Genomic DNA, 19757 nt, shown 5'->3' with positions numbered 1-19757 from the left:
GTAATCAGCAGGTAACGGAGCGCGTCACGGGCGAAGCGGGTCAGCGGCCGGCGCGGAGCCCCCATCGGCGCACCAGTTGTGCGGCCACGGCCGCCAGCAGCAGGATCGCCGCCATGACCGGCCAGGAGAGGGCGTCGCGCTGCGGCGCGGCCAGCGGATCCGCCGACCCGGCCGCACGCCGCGCGTCGAGCACCACCGGTGCCCCGCTGCCCGCCTGCGGCACCCCGGAGCCGGCCGACGCCGGGAAGCCATCGCCGGGCAGCTGCCCCGGGATCGGGGTGCCGAACACCGCGCCGCCGCTCGAAGCCGGGCCGGGGACGGCCGCGATCGTCCATTGCCGGCCCTCGACCGGGGTACCGCCGGCCGCGAGGCCGCCGGTTCCGGCGGGCGGCGCGGGATCCGCGGGCGGCGCCGGCGCGGTGGCCGGCGGCGCACCCGGCACCTGCCCGCGCACGACGATGCCGCACAGCGCGGCGAGCGAACCGCGCACTGTGGACACCAGGGGCGTCAGCACCGGCGCGAGCACGGGGAGCTCACCGAGGCGCGCGACCACCGCGTCGGCGATCCGGGCCCCCGGTATCTCCGCCTGTCCCACCGGGACGGTCCCCACCGGGATCGGCGCCGTGGTCGCCCAGACCGTGCGGAACGCACTCGTCAGCACGCCCAGCGGATCCAGGCCGGAAAGCGCGGACGTCAGCGGTTCGGTCACCGACGCGGGGGTGAGCGCCACCGGCTGCCCCGGCACCCCGGTCACCGTGGCCGAGCACCCCGCCGCCGTCGCCGTGGGCTCGTCCGCGAAGGCGGGCGTTCCGGCCAGCAGGGTGAGGGTCAGCGTGCCGGCAGCGAGGAATGATCCGGTTCGCACTTGCCACCTCCTCGAAAATGGAACTCTTGGCCCGGTCTCAGGTATCCGCCGCCCGGATGTGCCAGGCTGGGAAAACCGGACGACGGCATCGTGACAGCTTTACCGCTTTCTTGACCAGCTGGGTGAAATCGGACGCGAAGGTTCGTTGCGGCAATGTTGCCGCTACCGGCATCAACGCTCGGACCAGGGCTTATGACACTTCTGTGCGACCGCGACGGAGGCAGCCGCATGAACCGCCGCGGGCAAATACCGGACACCGGGACCGAGTGCCGCCCGAGGTCGCGATCGAGTTGCGTGTAACCTTTTCAAAGAAAGCAAGGTACTTTTTTCCCGTGGATTTCACCGGGCGCGGACCGCGATCCGGGAGACTGTTTACGCGCAGGCAACACGTCCGGGCGCAGAAAAAGGCCCGCCGATCCGGATTCCGGATCGGCGGGCTCGGGAGAACCCGGGTTCAGGCCGGCAGGACGAACTCCTGGTCCGGTTCCCCCCGGTCGTCGAGCAGCGCGGGGTGGGCCGCGGGCCAGTCGTGCGGCACCATCCGGACGTCGCGGCCGAGCTGCATCCGCAGCCGGTGCCGGAACTCGGCGATCCCGGTGAACGGCTCGGCCCGGGCGAGGAAGTGCAGCGTGCCGCGGCCGCTCACCGCGACCAGTGCGTGCAGCCTGCCGGTTCCCGCCGGCGAACGCGGGTGGGTCCAGGTCACCAGCACCGTTCCCGGCGGGCAGCCGGCCCGCCGGGACGCCGCGCCGGCGCGGCCGATCAGTTCCCACCGCAGCAGGTACTTGTCGATCGTCGTTCCGGCCAGCACGACCCCGAACTCGCGGGCGATCAGGTCGGCGACCGCTTTGCGCGTCCACAACAGCCACGGCAAGCCGGCTTCGTCCGGCGGTCCGGCCGCCAGGATCTCGACCAGCCGGCCCTGCTGGGCCGCAGACAGCACCAGGCGTTCCCCGGCCCGGCGGCCCCGGGGGCGGGGCCGCAGTGTCGGCTCGCCTCCGGACCGGTAGGCCCGCACCCAGGTGCCGACGGCCTTCCTGGACACGCCGAACGTGCTCGCGACCCGCGTCTGCGAAACCCCCGATTCGACCGCGGCCACGGCCCGCCGCCGCAACTGCTCCAACGCCTCCGGGGACAGGCTGCGGGCACCGCCGGCGCCCAAACCTCGCTGAACCTCCACCATCGCCATCCCGTCCGGTCGCGTCGGGCTAAAGCCGGGCCTTTTCCCGTTCGGCGGCCTCGTCGGCGGCCTCGGCCCGGCCACCGCCGGGCCGCTTGCGCAGCCACGCCACCCCCACGGCCAGCACCGCGACGCCGAGCGCGGCACCGCCCAGCGCACGGGCGGGAACGTCCGGATCGGACGCCTCGTCCACCGCCACCGGGGTCACGGTGACGACCGGTGCGGGGTGCTCCGGCTCGGGCTGCCCGGGCCGGGCCGGGTCGGCCCAGCGGACGACCTGTCCGTCCGAATAGGTCTGCAGCGCCTGGAAGGCGAGCGTGCCCGAAGCCGGCAGTTTCCCGATCCGCACCGGGAATTCCTGGAAGGTGCCGACGGGCACGGTCCCCCCTTCCCACACGATCGAGGCCACCGGCTTCCCCGCCATCTCGTCGCTGCCCCCGGCGGGCTCGGCGGTCATCCGGTCGTGCACGCTGATCTTCCAGCCGGGCAGGTTTTCCGGGGTCACCCCGCTGATGGCCGGCTGGTCCGGGAACAGCACCTCGAGCCGCACCGTCGTCGCGTCGTCGCGTTCGTCGGGCGCCCGGAAGGAAATCGTGGCCGGCTCCCCGGCGGCGACGGTGTCCGGAGTGGCCGCCACGTGCGCGGCCGCGGGCGCCGGGCAGGCCAGCGCGACCGCGATCCCGGCGAAGGCGGCCACGGTGAAGCGCGGTGCGCGGAAGGGTTTCCGCCCTCCGGCACGCAGCGAAGGTGCACGCATACTCGTCCCCTCCAGGGTTCCACATTGCGATCGGGACATTCCCGATATCGCCGCGGAAAGCGACCGCGGTCCGGCCAATGGTGCGGCGTGGCGTGACGGGTGGATCACGCCGTTGTTGACAGTCCATTACCGGAAACTCCCCGGGGCCGGAAGCCGCCGGTGATCATCAGGCGCCGCGCGCAAAGGGCGGCGGCTGCCGGGAAAAGTGTCCCACCGCCGCCCGGTTCCCGGGGTCCCGCGGAGGGGTGTTCTCTCACCTCAGGCTGCCAACCTGGCCCTCCGCCTCACTCGAAAGAGTGAGACACCTATTTGCCTGAGGCTCCGGATCTTGACTTGGCCGGCTTCCCGGGCTCACCTTCCCCAGCGTACTGCGGCGTGCCGGGCGATCGGGAGGTCCGGGTGGTGTTTCCTGCAAGTGAACAGCCGGGATCGTCCCCGGCGGGCTTCACCCTCGCGCCGTGAGCCACGTGATGAGGGCGGCGCACGCCAGCCCGGCGCCCAAACCGGTCGAGCCCACCCAGCCTGCCGTCGCGAACAAAGCCGTCGTCGCCGTGGCCCCGAACGCCGAGCCGAGCGAATAGAACACCATGTACGCGCCGATAGCGGTGCTGGTGCGGCCGGCGAAGGCGGTCGTCAGGACGTGCTGGTTGCCCACGTGCACGACCTGCACCGCGAAGTCCAGCACCAGCACGCCGAGGATCGGCACGACCAGGGACCAGCCCAGCGTGCCGATCGCGAGCCACGAGCCGAGCAGGAGGACGAAGGCGATGCCCGTGACCCGGCCCGCGTGGCCGGCGTCGCCCCAGCGGCCGGACCGGGCCGCTCCCCCGGCCCCCGCGAGGCCGGCGAGGCCGAACAGGCCGATCTGCGTTTCGCTCAGGTGCCACGGCTCGCCGGCCAACGGGAGCGCCAGGCCGCTCCAGAGCGTGCCGAACGACGCGAACAGGAAGAACGCGATCAGGCCCCGGCCGAGGAACAGCGGCCGGGCGAACAACCCGAAGAAGGACCGGATGATCCGGCCGTAGGGCTCGGTGCCCGTCCGGCTGTCCGCCGGCAGCACACCGAGACAGAGCACGCAAAGGACAGCGGCCGCCCCGGACAGGGCGAAGTAGCTGCCGCGCCAGCCCCCCAGGTCCGCCAAGGTCCCGGTGACGACCCGGGCGCCGAGGATGCCCATCACCACGCCGGACGTCACGACACCGAGGTTGCGTCCTCGCTCGGCCGGCGGCGAGAGCGAGGCCGTGTAGGCGACCGTCGTCTGCACCACCACCGCGAACACCCCCGCGACGGCGAGGCCGGCGAACGCCGCCCAGGCGGCCGGTGCGGCCGCGGTGAGCGCCAGGCCCGCCGCCACCAGGCCCAGGTGCCCGGCGATCAGGCGCCGGCGGTCGAGGCGGTCGCCCAGGGGCACCAGCAGCACCAGGCCGGCGAGGTAGCCGAGCTGTCCCACCGCCACGAACCAGCCGACGGAGTCGCGGGGAACGCCCAGCTCGTCGCCCATCGGGCCCAGCACCGGCTGCCCGGCGTAGACGCCGGCGACCGCGACCCCGCACACCACCGCCAGCAGCAGCTTCGTCCCGCGTCCCACCACACCTCCCGATTGGTTGCGTTTTGCAACTCTTCGGAGGGTAGGTCAGAATGGTTTCATTCAGCAACTCATGGGAGACGTGATGTGGACGGACCCGACCTGCCCGGTCGCGCGGGCGGTGGACGTGATCGGCGATCGCTGGAGCCTGCTGATCGTCCGGGACGCGATGGACGGCGCCCGTTCGTTCACCGACTTCCAGCAGCGCACGGGCATCGCCCGCAACATCCTCGCCGACCGGCTCCGCAAGCTCACCGCCCACGGCCTGATCGCCCAGGTCGAGGCGCCGTCGGGCAAACGACGCCAGTACGTGCTCACCGCGGCGGGCAAGGACCTCTTCGCCGTGATCGTCACGCTTCGGCAGTGGGGCGAGCGGCACGCCTTCGCAGCCGGCGAGCCGCACTCGGTCCTGGTCGACGGGCACGGCGTGGTCGTCCCGCCGGTCGTCCCCACCGCCCCGGACGGATCGCCGCTCACCAGCGACACGACCTCGGTGCGCAAGTGAACCGGGCCGGGCCGGTCAGCCGCGCAGCGCGGGTCCGATCCAGCGGCGGACGAGCACGCGGATCCCGTCGTCGGTGAGGGCCGGTGTCGAGGGGTACTGCAGGAAGGACAGGAAGAGCCGCATCAGGATCTCGGCCAGACCCTGGAAGTCGTCGTCGGTGGTGACGCCGGCGGCGGACCAGTCGGCCGGCACGTTGCGCAGGATCCGGGCGCCGTAGGAGAAAGCCAACGGCGAACTGACGCCCACCGTGAAGAAGTCGGCTTCGCCCGCCTGCAGGAGCAGCCCCAGGTGCGGCTCGCCGGGCACCGTCCGGACCGCGAACACCACGGACTCCACGGCGACCTCGGTGGCGCTGCCGAACGAGGCCAGGTGGCGTTCCATCCGCCCGGCGAACTCCTCGACGCCGGCCAGGGCGACCGCGCGCAGGATGTCGTTCAGGCCCGGGAAGTAGCGGTAGACGGTCTGCCGCGTCACCCCGGCCTCGGCGGCGACGTCGGACAGGCTGGTCTTGGCGAGCCCGGCCCGGTCGAGGCACGCCGTCGCCGCCTCGACGATCCGGCGGCGCGCCTCGTCTTCCGTGCCGGGTGGGTTGCCCCGCCATCCGTGGTGCCCCATGCGCCCCATCCTCCCCGACCCGACGGCCTCAGCCGGGGGCAGGGGCCCGCGCCTTCCGGTACAGCGCCCCGAGCACCAGACCGGCCGCGACGAAGCAGGCGAGCGCGTAGGGCCCGCTCCCGATCGGGGTGCCGTCCCCGGTGACGCCGTCGTCCGCGCCGAGGTACGCCGGGAGGGCCCCGATCCAGAACACCGCCAGCGCCCCGAGGTAGACGGCCGGATAGATCCGCGCGAAGGCGGACCGGGGCGGGCGCTCCGACCGGCTCGTGACGATGATCCAGGCACCGGCCAGCCACACCAGCGCCAGCTCGACGCCGAGAACCCAGGCCTGTGCCACGGTGTTCCCGTCGAAGAGGCTCGACGGGATGCCGGCGATCGCCATCGTCGGCGGGGTGAGCACGCCGGCCACCACGGTCCGCAGCACCAGCGGCCACCCGCGGCGCGGACCGCCGGCCAGCCGCACCACCAGGTAGGTCAGGGCACCGAACGAGACGGACGCGAACAGCAGCATGCTGGTCATCGGCACCGACGCCAGCGCCGGGTGGTTGACGATCCGGTTGCCCGGGTTCCAGGCCCACCACTTCAGCTGCGGGCCGAGGTGGTCGAAGACCTCGTAGAACACCTGGCAGACGAAGGCGACGGCCACCGAACCGGCGAGCGGGCCCCGGCTCCGGAAGACGCCGAGCGACCGCACGAGCTCGTAGGCGAGCTGGCTGATCGCCGGGTAGAACGCCACGATGTAGAGCGGCAGCCGATCCGCCATGAACTGCACGGTGAACCGGTTGTGGGCGAAGATGAAGCCGTACAGCCGGTCGAGGCCGAACCACTCGGGGAAGTACAACGGCGGCTCGGTGACGAAGAGGTAGACCAGCGATGCCCACCAGAGCGCCAGGTTCACCGGATCGCCCGCGCGGTACCGGGGGAGTGCGTGCACCAGAGCGAAGACGGCGCCGCCGACGACGAGCAGTTCGAGCGGCGGCATCGTCCAGTGGGCGAGGGCCCAGGGGAAGCGGACGGAGACCACCGGGGCGACGTCGTGGCAGTCGAAGCCGAGCCCCTTGGTGAGGGCCTCGGCGTCCGGCCCGCACGCCGTGCTCATCGCGCGGTCGCCGCGGCCGGTGAGTAGTCCGTGGCCGGGGGTTCGGCCTGGGGGTCGAACCCGAAGGGAACCCGGTGCCTGCCGAGCGCGGCGCGGACGCGGTAGCGCACGAGCCCCGCGATCACACGGGGGTTGCGCAGCATGTCTCCCAGCGACTCGTCGAGGTTGAACACCTTGGCGAAGTGCTCGTCGACCACCTCGTCCTCCCGGGCCGCCCCGACGATGAGGCTGAACGCGGGGGCCGAGACGGCCGCGAGAACACGGCGCTTCCACTCGCGCGGCTTCTCGGTGCCTTCCGCGCACTCGTAACCCTGGTCCCGGGCCATCGCCAGGCGCCAGGGCACGCCGAGCAGCTTGCGCTGCGCGGCGAGGAACTTCGCGGAGAACCGCGTGTCGAGCCGGTGGGCGCGGGCGAGGTGCTCGCGCAGCAGCAGCGCCGAGCCGGCCGCGGAGCTGATGCCCTGGGCGTAGAACGGGTTGAACGCGCAGATCGAGTCGCCGACGAACACCAGCCCCCGGGGCGGGGTGCGCAGGCGGTCGTAGCGCCGCCACTTGTTGCCGGTCGAGCGGGTCAGGTGGACTTCCGAGGTGGGTTCGCACCGGTCCATCGCGGCCGCGAATAGCGGTGTCCGCACCCGGCGGGCCGTCTCGACGAACGCGTCGGCCGTGCGCGGCATGTCCAGGCCCCACGACCCCATGCAGGCGATGACCCGGTTGCCCTCGACGGGGAAGAAGTTGACCAGGTACTCGTGTTCGGCGGGGTGCTCGCCCTTGTCCGGCGTCGGCATGATCACCAGGTGCCGCCACCACCAGGTCGCCGGCCGCGGCGCCGGCAGCTCGTACCAGCGCGAGGTGTAGGTGACCTTGGCGTCGAGCGTCCGGACGTCGGGCTCGGGCCAGCCCGCGGCCACCAGCCAGCCGCCGACGGAGGAGCCGCGACCCATCGCGTCCACGACGAAGTCGGCGTCGACGTGCTCGTCGCCTCCGGCGGTGGTGAAGTCGACGCCGGTGATCTCCCCGTCGCGGGTGCCGCCCGCCCGCGTCGTCAGGCCGCTCACCGCGGCGCCTTCGCGGATGACGACGTTGGCCAGCTCGCGCACCTTGTCGCGCAGGACCCGTTCGATCAGGATCCGCGAGCTGTAGACCATGGTCATCGCGCTGCGCTTGCGGGCCGACCAGCCCTCCCCGTCGAGGTAGGCGGCGTCCATGGACGGCATCAGGTGCAGCCCGCCGGCGGCGACGAGGTCGTCCTCGAAGCCGTCGAACAGCGCCCCGATCGCACGCCGGCCCGAGTTCAGCAGGAAGTGCGGGTGCTTGCTCTGCGGCACGCCGCGGCGATGCTCGGCCTCGGCGGGGAGCTCGTCGCGTTCCAGCACCAGGACCTGGTCGAAGTGCGGGGCGAGCGCGCCGGCGGAGCACAGGCCGGCGGCGCTGCCACCGAGGACGACGGCGGTCTTGCCGAGCCGCATGCGGATCAACTCCCCACGTCGGATCATACAAAGTGACGACGAATGTATGAATGAGTGGGCGCGAGTGTCAAGGGCCCGATCGCCGGCCGCCCGCTAGTGCGCGGGCGGCGAACTCACCCGGAGCACGTTGCCGTCGGGGTCGTGCAGGCGCATCTCGTACATCCCCCACGGCCGCACGAACGGCGGCTCGGCGATGTCGGCGCCGCGTTCGGTCCACTCCCGGAACAGCTCGTCGACCTGTGCCGCGGTGTGGACGTCGAGGTGCAGGCGGGTCGTGTGCACTCCGGCGACCTGCGTGAGCATGATCTGGGCGTTTCCCCGCCGCACCAACGCCGTTCCCGGCTCGGGCGGCTCGTCCTCGGTCAGGAACCGGGCCCGCGGGTCGGACCAGCGCCAGCCGATCTCGAACCCCAGCAGGCCGGCGTAGAAGCCGAGGCCGGCACCGAGGTCGCCGACCAGCAGGTTGGGCCGGCAGCCGAAGATGTCCGGCGGTCTTTCCGCGGCGCCGCGCCAGTCTTCGGCCAGCAGGCCGAACAGGAGGTCGTCCGTCCACTCCCCCTTGAGCCAGGTGTGCCGGCGCCGATGGCCCTCGCGGCCGAACCCGAGCCGCTCCAGCAGCCGGGCGGACGCGGTGTTCCGCGCGTCGCACTCCGCGGAGACGCGGCGCACGCCGGCGGCGAACACGCGGTCCAGCACGCAGCGCACGGCCTCGATCGCGTAGCCCTTCCCCTGGTGCGCCCGGGCGATGGTGAACCCCAGTTCGGCCTGCATCCGGTTGCTGTCCAGGCAGATCCCGACGTCCCCGATCAGTCCGCCGTCCAGCGCCACGGCGTACTGGAACCAGCCAGGGGCACCTTCCTCGGCGGCCACGAACTCGGTCACGAGCCGCCGGGCGGCCTTCTCCGGCACCGGCGCGTCCCACCCTTGGTACCGGGCCACTTCGGGATCCGAGCGGTACGCGGTGAACGCGGGCACGTCCCCGTCGGTGAACCGCCGCACGACCAGCCGCTCGGTCGAAACCGGGAGCTCGCTCATGCAGACAGGTTACGGCCGCGGGCGCCGTCCCTCAGCGGGCCGAACCGTGGGAACCGCGGATCCGCAGCCCGTCCGACTCGATGATCAGTTCCGGCGGGTAGCCGTTCACCCCGACACCCGCGAACCTGATCGGCTCGCGGCCGGCGCCGACCAGCGTGGTGGTGCCGTTCTTCTCTTCGAGACGCACCGTCCGGGGACCCGATCGGGTGTCGAACACCTGCAGGCTGCCGAAAGCCGCCTCGAGGTCCGGTCCGGCCGCCTCGCACGGGCCCCCGCCCAGGATGACGGACGGCAGGGGTTGCGGCTCCCCGTCGAGGAAGACCTCGGTCTTGACGGATTCGCCCGTTTCGATCCGCAACCCCGTTCGTTCTTCGGCGTCGAGCGTGAGTTCGACGTAACCACCGCGAGGAGGAGCCGTCTCGCGGATCTCGAGCTCACCGCCCGGGCGCACCACGAACTCCGCCGGGTACCGGGCCACGACCGCCAGGAGCGGGTGGCGCAGGCCGTTGACGATGCGGATCGACTTCACCCGCTGCGCTGTCGATTCGGTCAACGGAAAACCCTTCGAAGTGGCTGGGAACCGGCCGATGGTACCGCCGCGGTCCGGGTCTTCCCCACGCCCCTAGGCGTCCGTAGGGGTCGGCGCGGAGCACGCACCCGATCGGGCACGAGTCCTTTTCGGACGATCCGGCGGGCCGGACCGGTCCGGACCACGGCACCCGTACCGCAGAATGGCCTCCGGAGGTGGACCACGGTGGGCGAACTCGGCATCGACCTGCACATCGACGTCGACGGCGGCGGACCACGGGCGCGGTCGATCGAATCGGCGCTGCGCGAGGCGGTGACCACCGGCCGGCTGCCCGCCGGGACCCGCCTGCCCGGCACCCGCGGCCTCGCCGACGACCTGGGGATCGCCCGGGGAACCGTCGTCGCGGCCTACGCCCAGCTGGTCGCCGAGGGGTGGCTGGTCAGCACGACCGGGTCCGGCACCCGGGTCGCCGACGTCACGCTCCCGCACACCGGCGCCCCGCCCGGCGCACCGGCGCGCCCGGTCGTCGACCTGCGCCCCGGCCGGCCGGACCTCAGCCTCTTCCCGCACGGCCGGTGGTCGGCCGCGGTCAAGCGCTCGCTGGCCGCGGCGGGCACCGGCAGCCTGGACTACGGTGCGGCGATCACGCCCTGGTGAAGCCGTCCCGCCAGGACGAGCGGCTCGGCACCCAGCCGAGTTCAGTGCGTGCCCGGGTGTTGTCGGCCCCGCGCGCCCAGCCGGTGCGCGCGGCGTCGACGCGGGCCGGTGCCGGAGCGCCGACGGCGGCGCAGAACACCGGGACCCACTCGTGGCCCGGCGCGGGCTCGTCGTCGCAGACGTTGACCGCGCCCGCCGGCCAGTCCAGCGCGGCGACCGCGGCCGAGGCCGCGTCGTCGACGTGCACGAAGCTCGAGACGTCGGCGGTGGCCGGCAGGGTGCCCGCCTGGGCCTGTTCCGCCACGAGAGCGCCGCGCTCGTACCACGTTCCGGGGCCGTACAACGTGCCGTAGCGCAGCACGACCCACTCGGGAAGCTCCGCGACGGCCGTCTCGAGCGACTCGATGCCGCGAACCGTGGCAAGCCGGTCGGGCGCGCCGTGGCGGTCCAGAGGCGTGTCCTCCGTGGCCGGCCCGTCGCCCGGTTCGTAGGCCCACGAGATGCTCTGCGCGACGATCCGGCGCACGCCCGCCGCCTTCGCGGCGTCGACCAGGTTGCGCGTGCCGACCACCCGGACCCCTCGCGTTGGCGGCGCGGTCGCCGGCGCCGAGGTCGGTCAGCTGGTGCATCACGACGTCCGGTCGCGCGGCCACCACGGCCTCCGCGAGCGCGGCCGCGTCGTACACGTCACCCAGGACGGCCGCCGCTCCCAGCGCCTCGAGCCGGCCGGCGGAAGCCGGGTTCCGGGTCAGGCCGACCACTTCGTGGCCCCGGCCGAGCAGCGCGGGCACCACCCGGCGGCCGAGGGCGCCGGACGCGCCGGCGAGGAAGATCCGCACGGTCGTCCTCCTGTTCAGTCCCGCGGCCCGCGACGACCGGCCAGGTTGGTGGCCGCCCGGTAGTGGATGACGTCCCCGCCGGGCTCCCAGAACGCTTGACCGGCTCGGATCACCGGGGCGCCGGGCGGCAGGTCGACCGTGGCCGTCATGACGTGGGCACCGTCCGGAATGGACGGAGTCCGCGAGGCCGGCGTGGTGAGGACGGAGTTCGTCCTCGGCTGTGCGTGGGTCATGGTGCCACGCTAGGCAGAACGCGCCCGGGCCGGCTGGTCCACTTCCGGTCCGGGGCACTGGACCACTGCCCTTCTCGTTTCGGCCGACGCCGAAACGATCGCGGCCGGGAGCCGGACCACCGCCGTCCGCGTCGTAGCCTGACCGAAGATCTTCCGGAGGGAGTCCCGTGGTGGCAGCTGAATGGCGAGTCGTGTCCGAACCGGCGCCCGGTGTGACGCCGCCACCGCCGTCCCCGGGCGGCCACGACTCGAAACCGGAGCCCGAGCCCACTCCGTCGCCCTCCCCCGGACCGCCGCCGAAGCGGGTGCCGCCGTGGGGCGGTGGGCCGGACATCGGCGTGACGCCGTCGTGGCTGCGGCAGCGCGCCGACGCCTGCGACGAGACCGCCGTCGCCGTGAACGCCTTGCGCGGCGCGGCCGACGACACCTTCGAGCCGCTCCGGCGGGCGGCCCCCGGCTGGGAGTTCGCCGGCAGCGTCGACGACATGCAGTCCCGGTGGGACGGGCTCAACGACCTCCTCCACCGGCGGCTCGCCGAGGGTGCGGAGAACTTCCGGCTGAGCGCGGACGCGTACACCAAGACCGACTCGGCCGGTGCCGGCGCTGTGGGCGGGGAGCGGATCCGTGGTTGATTTCCGGCAGCTCACCGAACTGGACGTCGCCGGGCTCGAGACGTTCGCCGAGCAGTGGGCGGTGGTCCACCAGAAGCTCCACGGGATCCGCGACGCCTACGAATCCGCCGTCGTGACGCCGCTGGAGGACGGCGACTGGGCGGGCAAGGGCGGCGACGCGGCGACCCGGTACTGCGCCCGCGTCCGCTGGGACTTCGACGCCGTGGACGCCGAAGTGAAGGCGCTGCGCAAGTACATCGACGTGGAAGCCGACGGCGCCGAGGGCACCGCCGGGCTCAAGGGCCTCGAAGGCCACCAGCGCGCCGTGCTCGACCTGCAGCGGCAGGCGCGCGAACAGGGCATGACCGTCACCGCCGCGGGCAAGGTCACCTGGGACGACACGCCGGGCGTGTCACCGGGGTACTTCGACGCGCTCGGCGAACAGGCCGCCATCGCCGACGGCCTGGAGAAGCAGATCCAGGCGCATCTGAAGCAGGCCACCGAAATCGACGAGGAGCTCGCCCGCAACCTCAAGGTCGTCTTCGGCACCCAGGACAACTTCGAGACCGAAGACCGCCGCTACGGCGTCCTCCCGCCCACCGAACACGACCGCCGGGTGTGGAACCAGCTGCACAACGTCGTACTGCTGGGACTGGTGAAGCAGGGCAACGACCACGCGGCCTGGCTGCTGCAGCACTACCTCGACGGCGACGGCAAGACGGTCGAGGCGCCGGTGCAGGACATGCTCGACGACATGCCGTCCTTCCGGGACCAGGTCGACAAGGACGTGGCGGCGGCCGGGAAGGGCCCGGACGGCCCGTTCACGACCGGCTGGAAGACGACCGCACCGGACCTCGAGCGGGACGGCAAGGGCGGCCAGGACTGGTACTACTCGTTCAACCACTTCCAGTACCGGCTGGTCGGCGAGAAGCACGGCGACGAGGTCACCTACCACGTCGAGATCCAGAAGCGCTACGACTGGGGCATTCCCAGCGAGCACCGGCGCGACCTCGAACGGGACACCCCGGTGCTGGACGTCGACTTCGAGCAGGCCGACATCGCGCACCTCAACACGACGGGCAAGGCGCGCGACTTCGACGTCGTCGGCAGCTCGGCGCAGAAGACGGCGACCGTCTAGCGTCGCGCGTTGCAAGCTCCGTGACAGACGAGCCGTCCCACGACGATCGACACTGGCCGGCAGCCTCACCGGTCCCGGAGCGGACCGTGGATCCCGCCGTCAGGGGTTGTCCGGGCGCTGGTCCGCGTTCCGCTCGTTCCCGGCCGCACGCATCTCGTCGTAGCGCGGCGGGCGCGCCACGGGGACGGCGTCAGACGGCGGGTCACGAGCAACTCGTGGGCCGACACGTCCTCGGCGTCCCGGACGACCTCCGGCCCGGCGGCCGTGAGGATCGCGTGCATCGCCTCCGCCATCGCCCCGGAGATCGCCGACGTCAACCGGTCGAACGCGGCGCACTCCTCGCCCTCGTGGTGCGGATCGTCGCCGAGGGCTTCCTGGGCGGCGTCGAGCAGGACCGTGCCCTCCCGCCAGCCGACCAAATGTCTACCCCGGCCGCCATAGATTTCCTGGGCCGCCCTCACCGGCCACACCGGGGCTCTGCTCGCCCGGGGCTTCAGCAGCGGCGCCGCCGCCCGGTGGAACGGGAATGGGTCTCCATGAGAGCACCTCCGTTTCTCGTGGCAGCCAGTTGCCGCGTCAACGGTCCCAGCACCCGGGCCGGCGCTCCATCGCTCGCGGAGTGACGGAATCGCCGCGGGGCCTCATCATGGAGCGGTGCCCTCCGACGACTCGGAACGACCGGCCCGGCTCCGGGTCGACGCCGAGACGACGCTGATCCTGCGCGAGGCGTTCCACAAGATCGACGCGAACTACCGCAACGACCACTACGGTCTCTACGACTACGCCCGCGCCGTCATGAGCAAAATCGTTCCCCTGGACCACTTCTACATCGGTTTCTTCCACGGCGCGAACCGCGTCCGCTACCCCTACGGTTACGACGGGGGCATGTACACCGATCCGGCGTCGCACATCTACGGGCCGCACGGCCAGGCCGCCTGGCTCCTGAAACACCGTCAGACCTACCGGATGCAGTACGACAACGGTGCCGCGCTCAACGCCGGCGTCGCTTCCGGGGACACCAGCCGCGCCTCCGCCGACGCCGTCACCACCCCGCTGTTCCGCCGCGGCCGCGACGGCGAGCCGGCGGTGTTCGGCATGATGTCCATGCAGAGCTACCGGCCGGACACCTTCGACGACAACGCGGTGCGCGCCTTCGAATGGCTGGCCGATCTGGTGGCCCGCGTGCTGACGACCGAAGCCGAGGACGTCGACGCGCTCCGCCGGCTGCCGGCCGACGTCGAGGACGCGCCGCAGCTGGTCACCGCGGACCACATCGTCGAACTCCTCTCCTCCCGCGTGGCGGACATCCGGCAGCGCGCCCAGGACGCCCTCGCGGTACCCGGCACGGGTTCGCTGCGCGAGGTCCTGCAGCGCATCGTCACCGACTGCCAGCAGCTCCAGTCGGACCTCGTCGAACTCACGCTCGACATCGACAACGGTCCCGAGGAACGCTTCCGCTCGCTGACCGCCGCCGAACAGGGGGTGGCGGTTCTCCTCGGCAGCGACATGCACAACGAACAGATCGCCCGCGAACTCGGGATCAGCCTCCACACCGTCAAGACCCACGTCCGCAACATCCTGGCCAAGTACCGGATGACCGGGCGCGCGGCCGTCGCCGACGACGTCCGGAAGCACCTGGCGCGCTGACCGGCCAGGCCGGCGAGCTCACCCGCGCGACGACGTCGCGCACCGCGGCGAGGGGTCCACCGCGACCTGGTCGAAAAGCTTTACCAGGGCGGCGAAACGGCAACGGGCACTGACCGGACGGTCGGACGCAGCCGGCGGAATCGGCGTCGAGCAGCGGATCCGTCGCCGGGCGGCCGCTGAACGGAACCGTGTCGCGGACGCTCACAGCGCCGTCGCGAAGGGTGTAGACGGTGCGCGTGCCCGAATAGGTCAGCTGATCGACCGAGCGGCCGACGTCGTCGCTCTCCGCGGCGACGGTCACGAAGGCACGGCCCCCGTCCAGCGGCGTGCACCGATATCCCAGGTGGGCGGCGACACCACCGCCTTCGGCGACCGAGAACGGCCCGCCGTCGGCTCCGACGACCTGGCCGAGGTTGCCGCCGTCGTAGTGCAGCACGGAGAAGAACGTGGTGTTGGCACCGATCGACCGGGCGACGTGCAGCTCGGCCCGGCCGTCCCCGTCGAGGTCGGCCACGCGCGGCGCCTGGATGCCGAACCGGCTGTCGGCCGACAGGTTCGGTGATCTTTCACCGAACGGGCTCCCATGAAGAAAGACGGCCACCGATCCGCGTCGCGCAGTCACCATGTGATGTGCCACTCGAACGCAACCACCTAGCCCTGCCGCGTCGGCCGGATGGTCAGGTCCCCGATTTCGACGTCTTCGGGCTGGTCGACGGCGAACGCGATCGCCCGCGCGACCGCCTCGGGCTCGATACCGAGCTTGGCCATGCTCCGCTGGGCCTGCTCGCGCACGGCCGGGTCGTCGACGGCGTGGTCGATGAGCTCGGTGCGCACGTAGCCCGGGGAAATCGACGTCGTGCGCAGCACGCCGTCGGTGCTCTCCTGCCGCAGCCCCTCCAGGAGGGTGCGGACGGCGTTCTTGGTCCCGGCGTACACCGCCTGGGTGGGGACGATCTTCAGCCCGGAGGTCGAGACGACGGTGACGAGGTGCCCGCTGCCCTGCCGGCGGAACACCGGCAGGGCCGCCGCGATGCCGTGCAGGATCCCCTTGACGTTCACGTCGACCATGGCCGACCAGCCTTCGACGTCCAGGTCGGCGACGGTGCTGATCCGGGTGACCCCGGCGTTGCCCACCAGGACGTCCAGCCGGCCGAAGCGCTCGACGGCGGTGGTGACGAGCGTCCGGAGGTCGCCGGGATCGGTGACGTCCACCCGCACGGCGACGGCCCGCCCGCCGTCGGCTTCGACCTCGGCGACCAGCCGGTCGAGCCGGTCGGTGCGCCGCGCACCGAGGACGACGACGGCACCGAGCGACGCGAGGTGGCGGGCGGTCGCCTCCCCGATCCCGCTGCTGGCGCCGGTGATGGCGACGACCTTGCCGTGGATGGTCATGACAATTCCTCACTCGAAGTGGACATCTGTCCGGTTGTCTGCCCACCATAGCGGACAGGTGTCCGCTTCTGTCAACCGCCGCCCCGCGCCACTCGTCGTTCAATCACTGTTTGAATCACTGCTTGAACGCGCGCCCGCGCGGTGATGTACTCGGCGGATGGCGGCAAAGGCGACGACGGACTCGACGCGGGACCGGCTGCTGGCCGCCGCCGAACAGCTTCTGCTGGTCACCGGTTACGACAGCGTGTCCGTGCGGGCAATCTGCTCGGCCGCCGGGCTCAACCCGGCCGCCGTGCACTACCACTTCGGCTCGAAGGAGGCGCTGGTCTCCGCGATGCTGGAGGACCGGCTGGCGCCCGTGTGGGGCGACGTGCTCGCCGACGTCGAACGCCGCCGGCGGGAAGGGTGGGTGCCCACCGCGGCGGACCTGGTCGACGCCGTCCTGGAGCCCTTGGCCGGGCTGGCCGCCGATCCGGTCGGCCGGCTCCGGCTGCACCTGCTCGCCCGGGTGCTGCTCTCGGGGCGGCGGATGCACTGGCGCTCCCCCTGGTTCGGCCTAGACCCGTGGGTCGAGCTCCTGCGCGCGGCCCGGCCGGACCTGACCGGCGAGCAGGCGTCCGCCCGCTGGGTCCTGGCCTTCCAGCTCCTGCTGCAGGTGTTCGGCAACCCGGCCGCGCCCGCGCCGCCCCCGCCCCGGATCCCGCTCGCTGCCGTGCGTTCGTTCGTGACCGCCGGGCTGGACGCGCCGTGAGCCCGCCCGACGTCTTCGCCCCGGCCCGCCTGGGCCCGGTCGAGCTGCGCAACCGCGTGATCAAGGCGGCCACCTTCGAAGGCCGGACCCCTGACGCGCTCGTCACCGACGAGCTGATCGAGTACCACCGCGGGCCCGCCCGCGGCGGCGTCGGGATGACCACCCTGGCCTACTGCGCGGTGTCACCGGAAGGCCGCACGGACCGCCACCAGATCTGGATGCGGCCCGAGGCCGTGCCCGGACTGCGCCGCTTCACCGCCGCGATCCACGACGAAGGAGCGGCCGCCTGCGCGCAGATCGGCCACGCCGGCCCGGTCGCGAACGCGGCGTCGAACCGGCTGCCCGCGCTCTCGCCGACCCGCCGGTTCAGCCCCCTGGGGATGCGGCCGACCCGGGCCGCCACCGCCGCCGACCTCGACCGGATCGTCGAAGCGCACGCCGCCGCGGCCCGCACCGCGCTCGAGTCCGGCTTCGACGCCGTGGAACTCCACTTCGGACACAACTACCTCGTCAGCGCGTTCCTGAGCCCGCGGCTCAACCGGCGCACCGACGCCTACGGCGGCGGTCTCGGCAACCGGGCCCGCCTTGCGCGCGCGGTCGCCCGCGCGGTGCGCGACGCGGTCGGCGACCGCCTCGCGATCACCGCCAAGCTGAACATGGACGACGGCGTCCCCGGCGGCTTCTGGGTGGACGAAAGCATCCAGGTCGCCCGCTGGCTGGAAGCCGACGGCACCCTCGACGCCCTGGAACTCACCGCGGGCAGCTCCCTGCTCAACCCGATGTACCTGTTCACCGGCGACGCACCGGTCCGCGACTTCGCGGCCGCGTTCCCCCAGCCGACGCGGCTGGGGTTGCGCCTGGGCGGCCGGTTCTTCCTGCACGAGTACCCCTACCGCGAGGCCTACCTGCTCGACCGCGCCCGCCAGTTCCGCGCCGCGCTGACCATGCCGCTGATCCTGCTCGGCGGGATCACCACGGTGGAGACCATGAACCTGGCCATGGCGGAGGGCTTCGCCTTCGTCGCCATGGCCCGCGCCCTCCTGCGTGAACCCGACCTCGTCCGGCGGATGCGGACCGACGCGAGCACCCGGTCGCTGTGCATCCACTGCAACCGCTGCATGCCCACCATCTACCGCGGCACGCGCTGCGTGCTCACCCCGCCGGAGGACATCGCGTAGCGGTCAGGGCCGGTGGGTGCAGATGGCGCCGATGCTGTCGGACTGCTCGACGACGGTCTTGCCGTCGACGGTGATCTTGCAGGTGTTGTCCTTGGCACCCACCTCGAAGTCGACCGGGGGCGCGGTGAACGCCAGGCGGCGGGCCGCGGCCTGGACGCGGCGGACACGATGACCACCGACACGCCGCCGGCCGACCTCCCCCGCGCGCTGCTCGACCGGGCCCTGGACGTGGGCGCCGAGCACCCGGGCCCCCTGTCCGGTCTCGTGACGGCGGCCAACGACGATCCGCGCGGTCGTCCGCGAACGCATCGAGCGCGCGTTCGACGAGCAGCCGGTACCGCGGTTGCCGGGCGAGGACCGCGAACTGCGCGGGAAGGTGGGCACGCGCGCCCTGACCGCGGCCGGCCGGGACGCAATCGCCGGGTACGTCGACCGATGGCGGCGACGCTGCTCCGACGAGGAGGGTCGCCGGACGACGCCGGGCGCCGGTCCGTAACGGACGACCGGGGAGATCGATATCCCGTTCGTGCCCGGAACACCCGGGCCTTCACGAACGGAACCTTCTCGCCATGTCTCGTCTCCACCTGGGAGCACTCATCGCCACCGGGGCCGTCGCCGCCCTGATCTCCACGGGCTGCTCGACCACCTCCGGCACACCGGCGCCGGCCGCCGCGTCGACCGGCACCACGACGTCCGCGAGCGCCGCGGCCCCCGCCCTCGACGGGGCGAAAGTCGGCTCCGCCGTCGCCGACGCCGCGAAGCAGGCCAAGGCGGTCCACGTCCGGGGCACGGTCTCCGAGGGCGGGAACCTCAACCTCGACCTGCAGCTCAACCCGGACAGCGCGAGTGGCACCGTGGTGCAGGACGGGCTGGAGATCCCGGTCCTGCGCGTCGGGGACAAGTACTACTTCCGGTTCAGCCAGTCGCTGATCGAGAAGGCCGGGCTCCCGGCCTCGGTGGGCAAGCTCCTCAAGGACAAGTGGGTGCCCTCGACCTCGCAGGTCGGCGCCGGCATCGGTGACGCGTTCAAGCAGTTCCTCGACTACAAGACGTTCACCGACAACACGGTCGGCGAGCTGAAGTCGGCGACCTTCACCGGCGGCGAGCCGACCACCAGCGGCGGCGTCCCGGCGCAGACCTTCACCAGCCCCGACGGCACCGCGACGGTGGCCGCGGCCGATCCGCACTACCTGCTGCGCATGCAGGACCCCAAGAGCGGCACGCTGGAGTTCTCCGACTGGGACAAGCCGACGACGGTCGCCGAGCCCAAGGCGGCGGAAATCTACTCGGGCCCCGGCGCCTGACCGAAGGCCGGCGTGATGTCCGTGTGGACGCGGTAGTCGGTCACCCGGTCCCCGGCCAGGCGGATCACCGTCACGCACGGCAGGGCCGGCGGGGTGCCGTCCGGGGCCGCCGTTTCGATCGTGAAGCGGCAGAACAGCTGGTCCTCCCCCACCGCCGCGACCTGGTCGACGGTGTGGTGGACCCAGGGCAGCGCGCCGGCCGCGCCGGCCGTCGCCGCGGTGATCGCGGCGCGGCCGGTCAGCGGCTCGTCGTTGGCGAACGCGTACGTCGCGTCGTCGGCGAACCACGAGGCGAACGCTTCGGCGTCACCCGCGTCGACCGCCGCGCACACGGCGTGGACCATCCGCTCGCGGGTGCCGGTCACTTC

Annotated in this window: 24 protein-coding genes and 1 pseudogene; 8 read left to right on the top strand and 17 right to left on the bottom strand. The window is 72.6% G+C overall.

Annotation, left to right across the window (positions count from 1 at the left end; genetic code table 11):
* Positions 1–40 precede the first annotated feature (40 nt).
* The 4 genes from QRX60_RS32975 to QRX60_RS32960 form a co-directional block, all read right to left on the bottom strand.
* Complete coding sequence (locus QRX60_RS32975; protein WP_285995336.1) at positions 41–865, bottom strand: hypothetical protein; 825 nt, start codon at positions 863–865, stop codon at positions 41–43.
* Between the two features lie 454 nt (positions 866–1319).
* A complete protein-coding gene (locus QRX60_RS32970) occupies positions 1320–2048 on the bottom strand; it encodes a helix-turn-helix domain-containing protein (protein ID WP_285995335.1) in 729 nt (242 codons plus the stop codon).
* Positions 2049–2073: 25 nt separating this feature from the next.
* Positions 2074–2802, bottom strand: a complete 729-nt coding sequence (locus tag QRX60_RS32965) for a YcnI family protein (protein WP_285995334.1) — start codon at positions 2800–2802, stop codon at positions 2074–2076.
* A 445-nt stretch (positions 2803–3247) separates the two neighbouring features.
* Positions 3248–4390, bottom strand: coding sequence for an MFS transporter (locus QRX60_RS32960; RefSeq protein ID WP_285995333.1), 1143 nt, complete (start codon positions 4388–4390; stop codon positions 3248–3250).
* 70 nt (positions 4391–4460) lie between these two features.
* Here QRX60_RS32960 and QRX60_RS32955 point away from each other — a divergent pair, with 70 nt between their 5' ends.
* Positions 4461–4892 carry a winged helix-turn-helix transcriptional regulator gene (locus QRX60_RS32955; RefSeq protein ID WP_285995332.1) on the top strand — a complete coding sequence of 144 codons (432 nt, stop codon included), beginning with the start codon at positions 4461–4463 and terminating at the stop codon, positions 4890–4892.
* A 15-nt stretch (positions 4893–4907) separates the two neighbouring features.
* Here QRX60_RS32955 and QRX60_RS32950 read toward each other — a convergent pair whose 3' ends face one another.
* The 5 genes from QRX60_RS32950 to QRX60_RS32930 all read right to left on the bottom strand — a co-directional run bounded on the left by QRX60_RS32950 (position 4908) and on the right by QRX60_RS32930 (position 9663).
* Positions 4908–5507 carry a TetR/AcrR family transcriptional regulator gene (locus QRX60_RS32950; protein ID WP_285995331.1) on the bottom strand — a complete coding sequence of 200 codons (600 nt, stop codon included), beginning with the start codon at positions 5505–5507 and terminating at the stop codon, positions 4908–4910.
* Positions 5508–5535: 28 nt separating this feature from the next.
* Positions 5536–6606, bottom strand: a complete 1071-nt coding sequence (locus QRX60_RS32945; protein WP_285995330.1) for a hypothetical protein — start codon at positions 6604–6606, stop codon at positions 5536–5538.
* On the bottom strand, positions 6603–8075 hold the full coding sequence (locus QRX60_RS32940) for an FAD-dependent oxidoreductase (protein ID WP_285995329.1): 1473 nt from the start codon (positions 8073–8075) through the stop codon (positions 6603–6605). The genes QRX60_RS32945 and QRX60_RS32940 overlap by 4 nt, the downstream gene beginning before the upstream one ends.
* 93 nt (positions 8076–8168) lie before the next feature.
* Positions 8169–9110, bottom strand: a complete 942-nt coding sequence (locus QRX60_RS32935) for a GNAT family N-acetyltransferase (protein ID WP_285995328.1) — start codon at positions 9108–9110, stop codon at positions 8169–8171.
* A 31-nt stretch (positions 9111–9141) separates the two neighbouring features.
* Positions 9142–9663 (bottom strand): hypothetical protein, encoded by a 522-nt coding sequence (locus QRX60_RS32930; protein WP_285995327.1) that lies wholly within the window; start codon positions 9661–9663, stop codon positions 9142–9144.
* A 201-nt stretch (positions 9664–9864) separates the two neighbouring features.
* Here QRX60_RS32930 and QRX60_RS32925 point away from each other — a divergent pair, with 201 nt between their 5' ends.
* Positions 9865–10296 carry a GntR family transcriptional regulator gene (locus tag QRX60_RS32925; protein WP_285995326.1) on the top strand — a complete coding sequence of 144 codons (432 nt, stop codon included), beginning with the start codon at positions 9865–9867 and terminating at the stop codon, positions 10294–10296.
* On the opposite strand, the gene QRX60_RS32920 is transcribed toward QRX60_RS32925, so the two are convergent.
* The 3 genes and pseudogenes from QRX60_RS32920 to QRX60_RS32910 all read right to left on the bottom strand — a co-directional run bounded on the left by QRX60_RS32920 (position 10283) and on the right by QRX60_RS32910 (position 11368).
* Positions 10283–10867 (bottom strand): NAD-dependent epimerase/dehydratase family protein, encoded by a 585-nt coding sequence (locus QRX60_RS32920; RefSeq protein WP_285995325.1) that lies wholly within the window; start codon positions 10865–10867, stop codon positions 10283–10285. The two genes, QRX60_RS32925 and QRX60_RS32920, sit on opposite strands and share 14 nt — an antisense overlap.
* 97 nt (positions 10868–10964) lie before the next feature.
* Positions 10965–11087, bottom strand: a pseudogene (locus QRX60_RS32915) (hypothetical protein); the annotation flags it as partial.
* Between the two features lie 62 nt (positions 11088–11149).
* Complete coding sequence (locus QRX60_RS32910; RefSeq protein WP_285995324.1) at positions 11150–11368, bottom strand: cupin domain-containing protein; 219 nt, start codon at positions 11366–11368, stop codon at positions 11150–11152.
* Between the two features lie 170 nt (positions 11369–11538).
* Here QRX60_RS32910 and QRX60_RS32905 point away from each other — a divergent pair, with 170 nt between their 5' ends.
* A complete protein-coding gene (locus QRX60_RS32905; protein ID WP_285995323.1) occupies positions 11539–12000 on the top strand; it encodes a type VII secretion target in 462 nt (153 codons plus the stop codon).
* A complete protein-coding gene (locus QRX60_RS32900) occupies positions 11993–13117 on the top strand; it encodes a hypothetical protein (protein WP_285995322.1) in 1125 nt (374 codons plus the stop codon). Before QRX60_RS32905 ends, QRX60_RS32900 begins: the two co-directional genes overlap by 8 nt.
* A gap of 65 nt (positions 13118–13182) precedes the next feature.
* Here the strand turns inward: QRX60_RS32900 and QRX60_RS32895 are convergent, their stop codons facing one another.
* Positions 13183–13536, bottom strand: a complete 354-nt coding sequence (locus tag QRX60_RS32895) for a hypothetical protein (RefSeq protein ID WP_285995321.1) — start codon at positions 13534–13536, stop codon at positions 13183–13185.
* A gap of 235 nt (positions 13537–13771) precedes the next feature.
* Between QRX60_RS32895 and QRX60_RS32890 the strand changes: the two genes are divergently transcribed.
* Positions 13772–14764, top strand: coding sequence for a LuxR C-terminal-related transcriptional regulator (locus tag QRX60_RS32890; RefSeq protein ID WP_285995320.1), 993 nt, complete (start codon positions 13772–13774; stop codon positions 14762–14764).
* Here the strand turns inward: QRX60_RS32890 and QRX60_RS32885 are convergent.
* The gene (locus QRX60_RS32885) at positions 14673–15365 is read right to left on the bottom strand and encodes a hypothetical protein (protein WP_285995319.1); all 693 of its coding nucleotides are present in this window, start codon (positions 15363–15365) and stop codon (positions 14673–14675) included. The genes QRX60_RS32890 and QRX60_RS32885 overlap by 92 nt on opposite strands.
* A gap of 50 nt (positions 15366–15415) precedes the next feature.
* Entirely contained in the window at positions 15416–16156 is a 741-nt protein-coding gene (locus QRX60_RS32880) for an SDR family oxidoreductase (protein ID WP_285995318.1), read from the bottom strand.
* 157 nt (positions 16157–16313) lie between these two features.
* Between QRX60_RS32880 and QRX60_RS32875 the strand changes: the two genes are divergently transcribed.
* Together QRX60_RS32875 and QRX60_RS32870 are read left to right on the top strand one after the other, a co-directional pair.
* Entirely contained in the window at positions 16314–16907 is a 594-nt protein-coding gene (locus QRX60_RS32875; protein ID WP_285995317.1) for a TetR/AcrR family transcriptional regulator, read from the top strand.
* Positions 16904–18085, top strand: coding sequence for an NADH:flavin oxidoreductase (locus QRX60_RS32870; RefSeq protein WP_285995316.1), 1182 nt, complete (start codon positions 16904–16906; stop codon positions 18083–18085). Before QRX60_RS32875 ends, QRX60_RS32870 begins: the two co-directional genes overlap by 4 nt.
* 3 nt (positions 18086–18088) lie before the next feature.
* Here the strand turns inward: QRX60_RS32870 and QRX60_RS32865 are convergent, their stop codons facing one another.
* The gene (locus QRX60_RS32865) at positions 18089–18469 is read right to left on the bottom strand and encodes a hypothetical protein (RefSeq protein WP_285995315.1); all 381 of its coding nucleotides are present in this window, start codon (positions 18467–18469) and stop codon (positions 18089–18091) included.
* A gap of 185 nt (positions 18470–18654) precedes the next feature.
* On the opposite strand from QRX60_RS32865, the gene QRX60_RS32860 reads away from it, so the two are divergent.
* On the top strand, positions 18655–19389 hold the full coding sequence (locus tag QRX60_RS32860; RefSeq protein WP_285995314.1) for a hypothetical protein: 735 nt from the start codon (positions 18655–18657) through the stop codon (positions 19387–19389).
* Here the strand turns inward: QRX60_RS32860 and QRX60_RS32855 are convergent.
* Positions 19368–19754 (bottom strand): nuclear transport factor 2 family protein, encoded by a 387-nt coding sequence (locus QRX60_RS32855; RefSeq protein WP_285995313.1) that lies wholly within the window; start codon positions 19752–19754, stop codon positions 19368–19370. The two genes, QRX60_RS32860 and QRX60_RS32855, sit on opposite strands and share 22 nt — an antisense overlap.
* Positions 19755–19757 lie beyond the last annotated feature (3 nt).

It is taken from the genome of Amycolatopsis mongoliensis (assembly GCF_030285665.1).
GTDB lineage: Bacteria > Actinomycetota > Actinomycetes > Mycobacteriales > Pseudonocardiaceae > Amycolatopsis > Amycolatopsis mongoliensis.
The sequence above is the reverse complement of the archived record's forward strand: the minus strand, read 5'-3'. Positions and strand labels throughout refer to the sequence as shown.

Excerpts from the sequence above, each read along its gene's own strand:
- QRX60_RS32940 (WP_285995329.1), bottom strand. The coding sequence starts at position 8,075 with ATGCGGCTCGGCAAGACCGCCGTCGTCCTCGGTGGCAGCGCCGCCGGC.
- QRX60_RS32970 (WP_285995335.1), bottom strand. The coding sequence starts at position 2,048 with ATGGTGGAGGTTCAGCGAGGTTTGGGCGCCGGCGGTGCCCGCAGCCTG.
- QRX60_RS32860 (WP_285995314.1), top strand. The coding sequence starts at position 18,655 with ATGTCTCGTCTCCACCTGGGAGCACTCATCGCCACCGGGGCCGTCGCC.
- QRX60_RS32955 (WP_285995332.1), top strand. The coding sequence starts at position 4,461 with ATGGGAGACGTGATGTGGACGGACCCGACCTGCCCGGTCGCGCGGGCG.
- QRX60_RS32965 (WP_285995334.1), bottom strand. The coding sequence starts at position 2,802 with ATGCGTGCACCTTCGCTGCGTGCCGGAGGGCGGAAACCCTTCCGCGCA.
- QRX60_RS32880 (WP_285995318.1), bottom strand. The coding sequence starts at position 16,156 with ATGACCATCCACGGCAAGGTCGTCGCCATCACCGGCGCCAGCAGCGGG.
- QRX60_RS32875 (WP_285995317.1), top strand. The coding sequence starts at position 16,314 with ATGGCGGCAAAGGCGACGACGGACTCGACGCGGGACCGGCTGCTGGCC.
- QRX60_RS32950 (WP_285995331.1), bottom strand. The coding sequence starts at position 5,507 with ATGGGGCACCACGGATGGCGGGGCAACCCACCCGGCACGGAAGACGAG.
- QRX60_RS32935 (WP_285995328.1), bottom strand. The coding sequence starts at position 9,110 with ATGAGCGAGCTCCCGGTTTCGACCGAGCGGCTGGTCGTGCGGCGGTTC.
- QRX60_RS32945 (WP_285995330.1), bottom strand. The coding sequence starts at position 6,606 with ATGAGCACGGCGTGCGGGCCGGACGCCGAGGCCCTCACCAAGGGGCTC.
- QRX60_RS32910 (WP_285995324.1), bottom strand. The coding sequence starts at position 11,368 with ATGACCCACGCACAGCCGAGGACGAACTCCGTCCTCACCACGCCGGCC.